Origin of the sequence: Kitasatospora sp. NBC_01246, from assembly GCF_036226505.1 — a bacterium.
In the GTDB taxonomy this organism is placed as follows: domain Bacteria; phylum Actinomycetota; class Actinomycetes; order Streptomycetales; family Streptomycetaceae; genus Kitasatospora.
Window position 1 is genome coordinate 900,753 of sequence record NZ_CP108484.1, and the last position, 14,938, is coordinate 915,690.

General features: G+C 76.7%; 2 protein-coding genes. Both read left to right on the forward strand.

Annotated elements, in window-relative coordinates:
• Positions 1–58 precede the first annotated feature (58 nt).
• Positions 59–13,435 (forward strand): non-ribosomal peptide synthetase/type I polyketide synthase, encoded by a 13,377-nt coding sequence (locus OG618_RS04140; protein ID WP_329485781.1) that lies wholly within the window; start codon positions 59–61, stop codon positions 13,433–13,435.
• A 5-nt stretch (positions 13,436–13,440) separates the two neighbouring features.
• Positions 13,441–14,922, forward strand: coding sequence for a condensation domain-containing protein (locus OG618_RS04145; RefSeq protein ID WP_329485782.1), 1,482 nt, complete (start codon positions 13,441–13,443; stop codon positions 14,920–14,922).
• Positions 14,923–14,938: the final 16 nt, after the last annotated feature.

The following is a 14,938-nucleotide window of genomic DNA, read 5'->3' on the forward strand; positions in this document are numbered from 1 at the left end:
CCCCGCCGTACCGCGCCCCGCCCGCCCTTGTCGCAGAGCCCAGGAAGGTACGACCCGCATGAGCGTCCCCGGCCCCGACCGCCCCAGAGCCGACGTGGTGGAGGGCCGGCTGCTGCGCCACCCCGGCCTGGCCGGCTGCGCCCTCGTCCCCGGCGGTTCCCCGGGTGGCGCCGAGCCGATCGTCTACCTGGTGCCGGCCGACGACCGGGACCACGCCGGACTGCGCCGCTGGGCCGCCGCCCACCTGCTGGAGGACGCCCCCGACGCGGAGATCCGCCTGGTCGACGGCATCCCCCGGACCGCGGAAGGGGCGGCCGACGCCGCCGCCCTGGCCGCCGCCCGCGACCCGCGCGAGCACCCCCGCCCCGCCCGCCGGCACCTGAGCGAACTCACCGGCCGCTGGCGCCCGTTCGGCGCCGCCGCGCCGGCCGCACCGGAGCCGCCGGCGGAGCCCGCGCCCGCGCCCGCGGCCGGCGGGCCCGCCGTCGCCGTCGGACCCGCCCTGACGGCGCTGCCCGACGGCCCCGCCGACCTGCCCGACGCGCTGCTGCGCGCCGCCCGGCTGCACCCCGAACGCGGCCTGCACCTGGTGCGCGCCGACGGCGGCGCCACCACCCTGCGCTACCCCGAGCTGCTGGACCGGGCGCTGCGCGTGCTCGGCACCCTCACCGCGGCGGGCCTCGGCCCGGGCGACCGCGCGATCCTCCAAGTCCCGGACCTGGAGCACTACTTCCCCGCGCTCTGGGCCTGCCTGCTGGGCGGCGTCCTGCCCGTCACGGTGGCCCGCCCGCCGGGCTACGACCGCCCGGGCCCCGTCCTGGAGAAGCTGGTCAACGCCTGGGAGACGCTGGAGCACCCGCCGGTGCTGGCCGCCGGTGAGGCCGTCGCCGGGCTCGCGGGCATCGGCCGGCTCGACCCGCGGGCCGCCGGTCTGCGGGTGATCCCGGTCGACCGCTCCGCCGCGCAGCCGCCCGCCGCGCCGCACGGCGCCGGCGGCGATGTCGCGATCCTCCAGCTGTCCTCCGGCTCCACCGGGCGCTCCAAGGCGATCCGGATCAGCCACCGCGGCATCCTGGAGTACGTGGCGGGCGCCTGCGAGCAGGGCTTCGCACCCGGCGACCCGACCGTCAACTGGCTGCCGCTCGACCATGTCGCGGGCCTGCTGATGTTCCACCTGCGGGACGTCGTGGCGGCCTGCGACCAGACCCACATCCCCACCGAACTCGTCCTCGCCGACCCGCTGTTGTGGCTGGACACGCTGGAACGCCGGGGCGCCGCGCACTCCTGGTCGCCGAACTTCGGCTACCGCCTGGTCGCCGAGGCGCTGCGGGCCGCCCCCGAGCGGCGCTGGGACCTCTCGGCCGTCAAGTCCCTGATCAACGCGGGCGAGCAGTGCACCGAGGGCGTCGCCGAGGAGTTCCTGGCCAGGCTGGCCCCCTCCGGTCTGCGGCCCGACCACCTGCTGCTCGCCTGGGGCATGGCCGAGACCTGCACTGTCATCACCTACAAGCGCTACGGCGAACCCGGCGCCGTCCAGGTCCTGGCCACCGACTCGCTGACCGGAGCGCTGCGGCCGCTGCCGGAGGGCTCGGACGAGGCGGCCACCCGTTTCCTCTCGATGGGCCGCCCGGCCGCCGGCGCGCGGCTGCGGGTCGCCGACGACCGGGGCGCCGTCCTGCCCGAGCTGCGGATCGGACGGCTCCAGGTCTCCTCCGGCCGGGTCACTCCCGGCTACCTGAACAACCCGCGGGCGGACCGCGAATCCGCCACCGCCGACGGCTGGTTCGACACCGGGGACCTCGCCTACCTGCGCGACGGGGAGGTGATCCTCACCGGTCGGCGCAAGGAGATCATCATCATCAACGGCGTCCACCACTTCTGCCACGACCTGGAGGACGTGGTGTCCGCCGTCGACGGGGTGCTCTCCGGTCACGTCGCCGCGTGCGGGGTGCCCGACGAGCGCAGCGGCAGCGAGCAGTTGGCGGTCTTCTTCGTGGCCGCCCCGGAGGCGGGCGAGCCGCACCGGACGGCGGGCGCCGTACGGGCCGCGCTGGCCGAGCGGTTCGGGCTGTCGGCCGCGCTGGTGCTGCCCGTCCCGGCCGCCGACTTCCCCCGCACCACCAGCGGCAAGATCCAGCGCACCGCGATCCGCGCCCGGCTGCTGGACGGCGGCCTGGACGCGCTGATCACCCGCCTCGACCTCGCCGAGGGCAACGCCCGCACCGTGCCGGACGTCGTCCGCCGCGCGGCCTGGGAGCCCCGGCCCGCGCCGGACGCCGCGCCGGTGCCACCGCCGGGGACCGTCCTGCTGCTCGGGCCGGTGGGACCGGGCACGTTGTCGGACGCACTCGCCGCCGTGCTGCCGGACACCGTCCAGGCGTCCCAGGCCGAGTCCTTCGCCCGGCTGGGCGACGGCTACGCGCTCGACCAGCGGCGGGCCGGGAGCTGGCCGCGGCTGCTGGACGAGCTGGAGGCGGCCGGCCGCCGCCCGCACCGGGTGCTGCACCTGTGGGCGCAGGTTGCCGAGCCGGACGAGGTGCTGTGCGGCGAGGCCCTGCTCGGACTGACCCGGGCGCTGGCCCACCGGTACGGCGGTGGTCCGGACGGGGTCGAACTCGTCACTGTCAGCGCCGGGTTGCACGCGCTCGCCGACGGCGAGCTGCCGCGGCCGGTCGCCGCGCCGACCGCGGCCCTGACCGCCGGGGCCCGGGCCGAGCGGTTGCTCGCCGGGGCCCGCCACCTCGACCTGCCCGCCGACGCCCCGGCGGACCCGCGGGCCGTGCTGGCCTTCCTCGCCGACCCGCGGCGCGAGCCCGAGGCCGCCTGGCGCGACGGGCGCCCCTACGTACCCCGGCTCGGCCCGCTCGCCCCGCTCACCGCGCCGGAGGCCGCCGCCGCACCGGCCTGCACGCTGCTCTCTCCCGGGGCCCGCTGGCTGGTGACCGGCGGACTGGGCGGCCTCGCCGGGGAACTGCTCCCGGAACTGCTCCGCAGGTACGGCCCGCACCTGCTGCTGGTGGGGCGCACCGACCCGGCCGCGGGTGGTCCGGCGGCGGCCGCGCGCCGCGCCGCGCTGGAGCGCCTGGTGCGGGCCGGCGGCCGGGTCGAGTACCGGACGGCCGACGTGACGGACCGCCGGGCCCTGGCGGCCGCCGTCGCCGAGGCCGAACAGGCCTGGGGCGCGCCGCTGGAGGGCGTCCTGCACCTGGCCGGCGAGTACCGGATCGGCCTGCTGGAGGAGCTCGGACCCGAGCAGTGGCAGGAGGCCGTCCGGGCCAAGACCGCGGGCACCGACGCGCTGGCCGAGCTGGTGGCGGCCCGCCCCGGTGCCCAGTTCGTCGGCTACTCCTCGATGATCGGGTTCCAGGAGGCGGTCGGCTCGGCGGGGTACGCGGCAGCCAACCGCTCCCTGGAGGCGGCGGTCGAGCGGCTGCGCCGGGAGCACCGGGTCGCGGCCTGGACGGTCTCCTGGGGCCTGTGGCGGGGTGTCGGGATGAACCGGGAGGCCTCCCACGACGCGGCCGCCGCCGAGCGCGGGATCGCCGTGCTCGACGCCGCCGAGGGCCGGCGGCTGGCCACCGCGCTGCTCGCGGCCCCGCCCGGTCACTACTACGCCGGTCCCGACAGCACCCGCCCCGCCGCCCGGCGCCGACTGCTGGCGGGTGAGCCGCGGCTGGTCGCCGACGCCCCGGAGCCGCGCGCCGCCGGTCCGGCGCGCCCGGTGGTGGCGGCGCCCGCCCCGGCCGAGCTGCGCCGCGCCGTGCTGGACACCTTCGAGGCCGTCCTCGGCGAACCGGTCGACCCCGGCCGGCCCTTCCACGAACTCGGCCTCGGATCGGTGCAGTTGATGCGAGTCCAGGCCGCGCTGGCGGCGGGCCCGGCGCCCGGGCTGGAGCCGACCGCGCTGTTCCGGCACCCCACCGTGGACGCGCTGGCGGCCCGGCTGGCCGGCGGTGCGCCGGAGGCGGCACCGACCTCCACCGCGCCCGCGCCGGAGGTGCCCGCCGACCGGCGGGTGGCGGTGATCGGCCTGGCACTGCGGCTGCCCGGCGCGGACACCCCCGAGGAGTACTGGCGCAACATCGTCGACGGCGTGGTCAGCACCACCCGGTACACCCCCGAACAGCTCGCCGCCGCCGGCATCCGCGCCGAGGAGTACAGCCACCCCGACTTCGTCCCGGTCACCGCGCCGATCGCCGACATCGGCCACTTCGACGCCGAGGCCTTCGGCATCAGCGCCGCCGAGGCCGCCCTGATGGACCCCCAGCAGCGGCTGCTGCTGGAGACCTGTGCCCGGGCCCTGGACGACGGCGGCTACGGCGACACCGCGCCGGACACCCGGGTCGGGGTCTTCGCCGGCACCGGCATGACGCTGTACTCGCTGCGCGGCTACCTCCAGCACGCCATCGGCACGGCCGCCGACCCGGCCCGGCCGGTCGAGGCGCTGCAGGTGGCGATCGGCAACCAGGCCGACTTCGCGGCCACCCGGGTCGCCTACCGGCTCGGCCTCACCGGGCCCGCCGTCGGCGTGCAGACCGCCTGCTCCACCTCGCTGGTCGCCGTCCACCTGGCCGTCCAGTCGCTGCTGACCGGCGACAGCGACCTCGCCCTCGCGGGCGCCGCCGCCCTGCACGTCCCGCAGGCCGCCGGCTACCGCTACCAGGAGGGCTCGATCCTGGCGCCCGACGGCGTCTGCCGGGCCTTCGACGAGCGGGCCGCCGGAACGGTGGGCGGCAACGGCGTCGCCGCCGTCCTGCTCAAGCGCCTCGACCGGGCGCTGGCCGACGGCGACACCGTGCACGCGGTGATCCTCGGCTCCGCCGTCAACAACGACGGTGCGGGCAAGGTCGGTTACACCGCGCCCGGCCTGGACGGCCAGGCCGCCGTGGTCGGCCGGGCACTGGACGTGGCGGGCGTGCCGGCCGACAGCATCGGCTACGTCGAGGCGCACGGCACCGGCACCCCGCTCGGCGACCCGATCGAGGTCCAGGCGCTCACCCGTGCCTACCGGGCCCGTACCGGGGCGGTCGGCTTCTGCGCCCTCGGCTCGGTCAAGCCGAACATCGGCCACCTGGACACCTGCGCCGGGATGGCGGGTCTGATCAAGGCCGTCCTCGCGCTGCGCCACCGGGCGATCCCGCCGGTGACCCACCTGACCAGGCCCAATCCGGCTCTCGGGCTGGCCGGCAGCCCCTTCACGCTCCCGACCGAGGCATCGCACTGGCCCACCGGGGATGCCCCGCGCCGGGCCGGGGTCAGCGCGCTGGGCGTCGGCGGCACCAACGCCCACCTGATCCTGGAGGAGGCACCGGCCGGCACCCCCGCGGACGCCCCCGCCGCCCCCGACAGCGAACCGCCGGTCGCCCTGCTGCCGCTGTCGGCCCGCAGCCCGCAGGCGCTCACCGACCTCGCGGCCACCGTGCTCGACCGGCTGCGCGCCGAACACCCGCCCCGCCCGGCCGACCTGCTGCTCACCCTCGGCGCGGGCCGCCGCCCGCTGCGCCACCGGCTCGCCGTCACCGGCACCGGGCCCGCCGAACTCGCCGACGCGCTCGCCGGGTTCGTCGCCGGGCGGCCCTCCGGCCCGGCGCACTCGGCGCGGGACGCCGGGCGCGGCACACCGGCCCCCGTCCTGCTCTACACCGGACAGGGCGCGCAGTACCGGGGCATGGCCGCCGGGCTGTACCGGGCGTACCCGGTGTTCCGGGAGGTGCTGGACACCTGTGACCGGCTGCACCGCGAGACCTGGGGGGAGTCGCTGCTGCCCCTGCTGCTGGAGCCCGATCCCGACGGCGAGGAGCAGCCGTGGACCACCGAGGCCGCGCAGCCCGCGCTGTTCGCGGTGCAGGCCGCGTACACCGCGCTCTGGGAGGAGTTCGGGCTGCGGCCGGCGGCGGTGGCGGGGCACAGCGCGGGCGAGTACGCGGCGGCCTACGCGGCCGGGGCCTGCTCACTGGCCGACGGCCTCTTCCTGGCCGGGGTGCGCGGGCGGCTGATGCACCGTTCGACGGAGCCGGGGGCGATGACGGTGGCCACCGCGTCCGCCGAACGCCTCGGCGCGCTCGCCGAGTGGCTGCCCGGGGTGGACCTGGCCGTGGTGAACGGCGCCGGGCAGTGCGTCCTGGCCGGGCGGCCCGGGGACATCGCGGGAGCGGAGGCGGTGCTCGCCCTGGAGGGTGTCGGAACCGAACGGCTCACCGCCGACCGGGCGTTCCACTCCCGGCTGATGGAGCCGATGCTGGAGGCGTTCCGGCGCCGGCTGGAGCAGATCACCCTCCGGCCGCTGCGGGTCCCGCTGGTGAGCAATCTGGACGGCGTGCCGCTGGCACCGGGCACGGTGCCCGGCCCCGACCACTTCGTCCGCCAGACCCGGGAGACCGCGCGCTTCGACCGGGTGCTCGCGACGCTCGACGGGCTCGGCCACGGGCTCTTCCTGGAGGTCGGTCCGCACCACACCCTGAGCGGGCTGGGCCGGCGCGAACTCGCGGGGGCGGTGTTCGTGCCGAGCGGACGCCGCGGTCGCCGCACGGAGCGCCAACTGCTCACCGCACTGGGCACGCTGTGGACCCACGGGGTGCCGGTGGACTGGGCGGCGGCCGCCGCCGCCCGGCGGTGGCCGGACGGGCCCGCGCGGCGCGTCCCGCTGCCGGGCCGACCGTTCCACCGTACCTACCACTGGTTCACCGCGCCCGGCGCCGAAGACACGGCCGACGCCTCGACCGCATCGCCGCCCGCGACCGCGGCCCGGCCCGTACCGGCGCCGGGGCCCGCACCGCTGTCGGGTTCCGTACCGCTGTCGGGTTCCGTACCGCTGACCGTGGCCGGGGCCCGTCCCGGGCCGGCGGCCCCGCACGTAGCCGAACGCACCGTCCTGGAGGAGCCCGTCATGACCGACACCCCCGCGCCGGACCCGCTGGAGCAGGCGGCCGCCCTGGTCCTGGGCCGGGTCGTCGCGCAGACCGTGCGTCAGCTCGGCGTGGCGGAGGAGGCGGTGGGCGCCGAGGACCCCTTCTTCGACCTCGGGGCCGACTCGCTGTCGATGATCAACATGATCCGGGACCTGGAGCGCGCCTTCGGGGTGCGGGTCCCGATGCGCGAGCTGTTCGAGGACGCGGACACCCCGGCGCGGCTGGCCGGGCTGATCGCCGGGCGGATGAGCGCCGAGGCGCTGGCCGGCCTGGTGCCCGCGCCGACGGCGGCGGCTCCGGAAGCGGTGCCCGCGCCGGTACCGGAGCCCCTGGCGGTGGCACCGGCCGCGCCCGCGCCGACGCCCGGACAGCCGGCGCCCACCCCGGCCCCCGGACAGCCGGCGCCCACCCCGGCCCCCGCCACCCCGTCCCCCGTCGCTGCGGCCCCCGCCACCCCGGCCCCCGTCGCTGCGGCACCCGTCACCCCGGTGGCGGCCGCCGCTCCCGACGGGGCCGGCGCGGTGATCGAACGCCAGCTCGCCCTGATGGGCCAGTTCTCCCAGCTGATGGCCGACCAGCTCGCCCTGCTCGCCGGCTCCCCCGCCACGCCCGCCACGCCGACCGCGCCCGCCTTGCCCACCGCCGCAGCCGCCACAGCCGCCGCAGCCGCCGCAGCCGCCGCAGCCGCCGCCGTCACGGTCGCACCGGAACTCCCCGCCACACCGGCCCAGCCGGCCACCCAATCGCAAGCACAGGTGCACGGCCCGCGCGTCACGGTCGCCCGGGACTCCGGGATGGCCGGGGGCGGCCTGACCGGCGAACAGCGCCGCCACCTTGACGAGTTGGTCGAACGCTTCACCGCCCGCACCGCCGCCTCCAAGGCGCTCACCCAGCGCCACCGCCGGGTGCTCGCGGACAGCCGGGCCGTGGTCGGCTTCCGCTCGGCCACCAAGGAGATGCTCTACCCGCTCGCCGCCCGCCGGGCGCAGGGCTCCCGGCTGGAGGACGTCGACGGCAACTCCTACGTCGACATCACGATGGGTTTCGGCGTGCTGCTCTTCGGCCACGAGCCCGCCTTCGTCCAGGAGGCCGTCCGCGAGCACCTGGCCGGCGGTCTGCGGCTGGGTCCGCGCGGCGCGGAGACCGGCGAGGCCGCCGAACTGCTCGCGGAGCTGACCGGCACCGAGCGGGTCGCGTTCGCCAACTCCGGGACGGAGGCCAACGCGGGGGCGATCCGGCTGGCCCGGGCGTACACCGGGCGGGACACCATCGTGATGTTCGAGGGCTCGTACCACGGGCACTTCGACCACACGCTGGGCCGCCCGGTGGGCCACGGGGCCGAGCGCGAGACGGTCCCGGTGTCGATCGGCATCCCCGGCAGCGCGGTCGCCGACCTGGTCGTGCTGCCGTACGGGGAGCCGGAGAGCCTGCGGGTCGTCGACGAGCTGGGTGACCGGATCGCCGCCGTGCTCGTCGAACCGGTGCAGAGCCGCCACCCCTCCCGCCAGCCCGCCGAGTTCGTCCGGGGGCTGCGCGAGCTGACCGCCCGCCGCGGCATCGTGCTGATCTTCGACGAGATGCTCACCGGCTTCCGGCCGCACCTGCGCGGCGCCCGCGGGTTCTGGGGCGTGGAGCCCGACCTCTCGACGTACGGCAAGGTCCTCGGCGGCGGCTTCCCGATCGGCGCCATCGCCGGGCGGGCGGCCGTGATGGACGGCATCGACGGCGGCTTCTGGCAGTACGGGGACGCCAGCCACCCGCCGAACGACACCACCTTCTTCGGCGGCACCTACATCCAGCACCCGCTGTCGATGGCCGCCTGCCGTGCCGTGCTGCGGCACTTCAAGGAGCAGGGGCCGGGCCTTCAGGAGCGGCTGAACGCCCGGACCGGGGAGCTGGCGACCACCCTCAACGGCTTCTTCGAGGAGGAGGAGTTCCCGCTCCGGCTGGCGCACTTCGGCTCGCTCTTCCGCTTCGAGCCGCGTGCCGACATGGAGCTGCTCTTCCACCACCTGCTGGTGAAGGGGGTCTACGTCTGGGAGTGGCGCAACTTCTTCCTCTCCACCGCGCACTCCGACGGCGACGTGGAGTTCGTGGCCGACGCCGTCCGCTCCTCCCTGCGGGACATGCGGCGCGGCGGCTTCTTCCCCTCGACGCGCGGGGTGGCCGTGCCGTCCGTACCCGCCCCGCGCCTCGAACTGCCCGAGCCCACCCCCGTCCCCGCGCCCGTCCCTGCGCCCGTCCCCGTCCCCACCCCCGTCCCTGCGCCCGTCGCCGTCCCCGCGCCCGCCGGTGACCCGGACCGCGAGGTCGACTTCAGCCTCTCCTTCTTCGGCGACTACCCGCTCGACACCCGGCCCGAGGACCGCTACCGGATCGTCCTGGAGAGCGCCCGGTTCGCCGACCGCAACGGCTTCCACGCCGTCTGGCTGCCCGAGCGGCACTTCCACTCCTTCGGCGGCATCTTCCCCAACCCCTCGGTGCTGGCCGCCGCGCTGGCCCGGGAGACCGAGCGCGTCCGGCTGAACGCGGGCTGCGCCGTGCTGCCGCTGCACCACCCCGTCCGGGTCGCCGAGGAGTGGTCGGTGGTCGACAACCTGTCCGGCGGGCGGGTCGGCCTAGGCTGCGCCAGCGGCTGGCACCCCAACGACTTCCTGTTCTTCCCCGACCGCTACGGCACCCACAAGGAGCTGATGCACCGGCAGGTCGACACGATCCGGGCGCTGTGGCGCGGCGAGCCCTACCGGGGCCGCAACGGCAGCGGCGAGGAGATCGAGGTGCACCTGCACCCGCGCCCGCTCCAGGAGCTGCCGCCGATGTACACGGCGATCGTCGGCAACCCGGACAGCTTCCGCGAGGCCGCCCGCCACGACCTCGGCGTGATCACCAATCTGATGACCCAGAGCGTCGAGGAGCTGGCCGCCAACGTCGCCCTCTACCGGCGCACCCGGGCCGAGCACGGCCTGGACCCCGGGGCCGGGCGCGTGGTGGTGCTGGTGCACAGCTACCTCGGCGCCGACCTCGCCACCGCCCGCGAGCAGGCCTACCGCCCGTTCTGCGGCTACCTGCGCTCCTCGCTCTCGCTCTTCGGGCAGGTCGCCAACAGCCTCGGCCTCACCCTGGACTACGAGAACACCCCGGAGGAGGACCTGGAGTTCGTCCTGGAGCGCGCGTACGAGCGGTACTGCGCCTCGCGCGCGCTGATCGGCACCCCGGAGAGCGTGCGGACCGTCCTGGACTCGCTGCGCGCCGCCGGCGCCGACGAGATCGCCGCCTTCGTCGACTTCGGCCTCTCGCCCGAGCAGGTCGCCGCCGGCCTGCCGTACCTGGACGAGCTGCGCCGCACCGCCCAGCGGCCCCGCGAGCGGCGCGCGCCGCTGTCGTACGCCCAGCAGCGGATGTGGTTCCTGCACCGGATGCTGCCCGACAGCTCCCGGTACAACGAGGTCAAGGCCATCGCCCTGGACGGGCCGCTCGACCACCGCGCGCTGGCCGGCGCCCTGCACGCCCTGACCGAACGGCACCCGGCGCTGCGCACCGTCTTCCGCGAGCAGGACGGCGAGCCGTACCAGGTGGTGCTGCCCGCCACCGGTGCGCCGCTCCCGGTCGAGGACGCCCCGCCGGGGCGGGACCGGGAGGGGGCCGTCCGCGCGCTGGTCGCCGAGGAGGGCGCCCACCGCTTCGACCTGGCCACCGGCCCGCTGCTGCGCACCCGGCTGCTGCGTCTGGCCGAGGAGCGCCATGTGCTCGTCCTCGCCATGCACCACATCGTCATCGACACCCTCTCCGCCGTGGTGATCACCCGCGAGCTGGGCGAGCTCTACCGGGCCGCGCAAGCGGGCCGCCGTCCCGAACTGCCGCACCTGCCCACCGACTACGCCGCGTTCGCGGCCCGGGAGCGGGCCCTGGTGGCCGAGGGCGCGCACGCCGCGAGCCTGGCACACTGGCGCGAGGTCCTCGGCGGCGAGCTGCCGGTGCTGGCGCTGCCCACCGACCGGCCGCGCCCGGCCCTGCCGGACGGCCGGGGCCGTGCCTTCGTCCGCCTGCTCGACGGCGAACTCTCCGCCCGGGTAAGGGAGCTGGCCCGCTCCCGGCGCTCCACCCTGTTCATGGTGCTGCTCACCGCGTTCGCCGGCGTGCTGCACCGCTTCAGCGGCCAGGACGAACTCGTGCTCGGCACCCCCGTCGCCAACCGCGAGGAGGGCACCGAGGACCTGGTCGGCTTCTTCGTCAACACGCTCGCCCTGCGCCTCGACCTGTCCGGGGAGCCCGACTTCGAACGGCTGCTCGCCCGGGTGCGGACCACCGCACTGGACGCGTACGAGCACCAGCGGCTCCCGTTCGAAGTCCTGGTGCAGGAGCTGAACCCGGCCCGCGACACCAGCCGCAACCCGCTCTTCCAGGTGATGGTGGAGTTCGAGAACCACGCACTGTTCGAGCTCGACCTGCCCGGCATCGAGGCCCGGCCGCTGGACGACGTCGTCGACAAGTCCGGCTTCGACCTCACCCTGTTCCTCACCAACCTGCCGGAGGGCATCCGCTGCCACGTCGAGTACGCCACCGCGCTCTTCGACCGGGAGAGCGTCGAGCGCCTGCTGACCGCCTTCGAGCAGCTGCTGGCCGCCGCCGTCGCCGACCCCGCCCGCCCGGTGGCCGAGCTGCTGCCCGGCGGCCGCGAGGTGGCCACCCCGGCCCTGCCCGGCACCCCGTCGCTGCGCGAACGGCTGGCCCGCACGGCGGCCGCGCACGCCGACCGCACCGCCGTCCTCACCCCGGACGGCACCCCGGTCACCTACCGCGAGATCACCGACCGGGCCGAGCGGCTGGCGGCGCTGCTGGCCGCCGCCGGGGTCACCGCCGGCACCCCCGTCGCCACCCTGCTGCCGCGCTCCGCCGACCAGGTCGCCGCGCTGCTCGCGGTCGTCCGCCTGGGGGCCGTCCACGTACCGATCGACCCGGTGCACGGCGCCGAGCGCTGCCGGCTGATCGCCGCCGACAGCGGCGCGCCCGTCCTGCTCACCCGCACCGGCACCGATCGGCTCGGCATCGCCCTGCCCGCCGTCCTGGCCGACGACGAGAGCGCGGTGCCGCCGGCACCCGCCGCCGTCGACCCCGATCCCGAGTCACCCGCCTACTGCCTCTACACCTCCGGCACCACCGGCCGGCCCAAGGGCGTCGTGATGCCCTACCGCGGCCTGCGGTCCCTGGTCGACTGGAACACCGACCAGCACGGCCCGCTGCGCACCCTGCAGTACGCCTCCTGCGGGTTCGACGTCTGCGTCCAGGAGACCCTCACCGCCCTCGCTGGCGGCGGCACCCTCGTCCTCGTCGACGAGGCGACCCGCTACGACGCCCGGGCGCTGGCCGACCACCTCCGGCGCACCCGCACCGAACGCATCCACCTCCCGCACACCACCCTGACCGGCCTGCTCGGCGCCCTGGCCGAGGCCCCGGTGCCCGACCTGCGCGAAATCGTCTCCGGCGGCGAGCAGCTGCTGCTCACCCCGGCGCTGCGCGCCTTCCTGCGGGCGAACCCGCGGTGCCGGCTGTTCAACCACTACGGGCCGACCGAGACCCATGCGATGACCAGCGTCGAACTCTCCGCCGACGGCCCCGACCACGCCCCGGTCGGCCGCCCCGTCCCCGGCAGCCGCGTCCAGCTGCTCGACCCGCACGGCCGGCCGGTGCCGGAGGGCGCGGTCGGCGAGATCCACGTGCTCGGCGACCAGGTCGGCCTCGGCTACCTGAACCGCCCCGAGGAGACCGCCGCCGCCTTCGTCCGCACCCCGCAGGGCCTGCGCTACCGCACCGGCGACCTCGGCCGGCTGCGGCCCGACGGCACGCTGGACCTCCTCGGCCGGATCGACGAGCAGGTGAAGATCCGCGGCTACCGGATCGAACCCGGGGAGGTGGAGAACGTGCTGCGCGCCGTCCCCGGGGTGCGGCAGGCCGCCGTCGCCGCGCACCACGGCCCGCAGGGCACCGCGCTCGCCGCGTACGTCGTGCTCGCCCCCGGAGCCGCCGAAGCCCCCGAAGACCCCGAGGCTCCGGCAGCTCCGGCAGGTCCGGCAGCTCTGCCAGCTCCGGCAGCTCCCGACGCGGCCGCCGCCCTCGCCCGGGTGCGCGACGAGCTCGCCGACCGGCTGCCCGAGCACATGGTGCCCCGGCTCTGGGCCCGCGTCACCCACGTGCCGCTGACCCGCAACGGCAAGCTGGACCGCGCCGCACTGCCCCCGGCCGTGCCGATCGGCGCCGACGCGGACACCGCCCCCGCCACCGAGCTGGAGCAGCGCCTCCAACAGCTCTGGGCGAAGGAGCTGGACGTCCCCGCCCCGGGCGTCGAGACCTCGTTCTTCGATCTGGGCGGGCACTCGCTGGCCGCCACCCGGCTGCTCAACCTGGTCCGCGAGGAGACCGGCCTGGAGATCGGCATCCTCGACTTCTTCCGCCGGCCCACCATCCGCGGCATGGCCGACCGCGCCCGCGCCGCCGCACCGGCCGAGACCTTCGAGCGAGGGACGCTGTGACCGCCGTGCCCACCGGACCGACCGCATCCGCCGTGCCCGCGCCGACCGAGGACTGGCAGCGGCTCGTCCGGCTGCTGGACGAGCGGGAGATCGTCCTCTCCACCGAGGGCGGCCGGCTCGACTACCTCGCCCCGCCCGGAGCGATGGACGCCCCGCTCGTCGCCCTCGTGAAGGCCGAACGGCCCCGGCTGCTCGCCACCCTGACCGGCGGCGGGGCCGCCGAGGCCGCCGCACCGGCCGGCATCGCCCAGGCCCGGATGCACCGCAGCCACGGCCGGGTGGCTGACCCGAGCCTGTGGAACATCACCCAGCGGATCACCCTGCGCGGGCCGCTCGACCCCGCCCGCCTGCAACGGGCCCTGACCGCGCTGACCGCCCGCCACCGCAGCGTGCGCACCCGGTACGCGCCCTCCGACCTCGGGCTGCTCCAGCAGGTCCTGCCCGCGCCCGACGGCCTGCCACTGCCGGTCGCCGCGGTGGGCGGCGGCGCGGAGGCGGTGGCCGCCACCACCCGCGAGGAGGCCGCCACCCCGTTCGACCTCGCCGCCCCGCCCCTGCTCCGGGCCCGGTTGCTCCGGCTGGGCCCCGAGCACCACGTCCTGCTGCTGACGATCCATCACATCGTGCTGGACGGCTGGTCCCTGGCCACCCTGCTGGCCGATCTCGGCACGCTGTACGGGGACCACCGGGCCGACCTGCCCGAGCCGGGATCGATGATCGAACACGCCTGCTGGGAACGGACGGTGGTGACCCGGGAGGCAGTGCGCCGGGCCACCGCCCGGTACGCCGAGCGGCTGGCCGGGCTGCCGCTCACGGTGCCGCTGCCCACCGACCGGCCCCGGCCCGAACGGCGCTCCGGGCACGGCGGCGTGCTGCCCTTCACGCTCACCCCCGAGCTCACCGCGGCGCTGAACCGGTGCGTGGCCCGCCGCTCCACCACCCCGGCGGCCGTGGTGCTGGCCGCCGTGGGCGAACTGCTGGGCGAACTCACCGGCGCCGACGAGACCTTGGTGATGCTCTCGACCGCCAACCGGCGGCGCCGGGAGCACGAGCGGCTGGTCGGACTGCTCACCACCAACCTGCCGGTCCGGCTGCCGAGCCGCGTGCCGGGCGGGTTCGCCGGGCTGGTCGACCGGGCCGGCGAGGCCCTGGCCACCACGCTCGACCAGGCGGACGTCCCGTTCGGCCTGGTCACGGAGGAACTGCGGGCGTTGGGACTGGCGCTCCCGCCGTCCTTCCCCCAGGTACTGCTGGCCGTGCAGACCACCCCGGCGCCGGTCCTGGAGCTGACCGGCCTGGACGTCGTGGTCGAGGACGTTCCGGGCAGCGGCGCCCGCTCGGACCTGCTGCTGATGCTCACCCCCGAGGGGAACGGCCTGACGGGCCTGGCCGAGTACGACGCCGACCTCTTCGACGAGGCCACCGTCCGGGGCTGGCTGGACCGGCTGGTGCGACGGCTGGCCGAGCAGGTGCCGCCGCTGGCGTGACCTTCCCCCGGGTCAG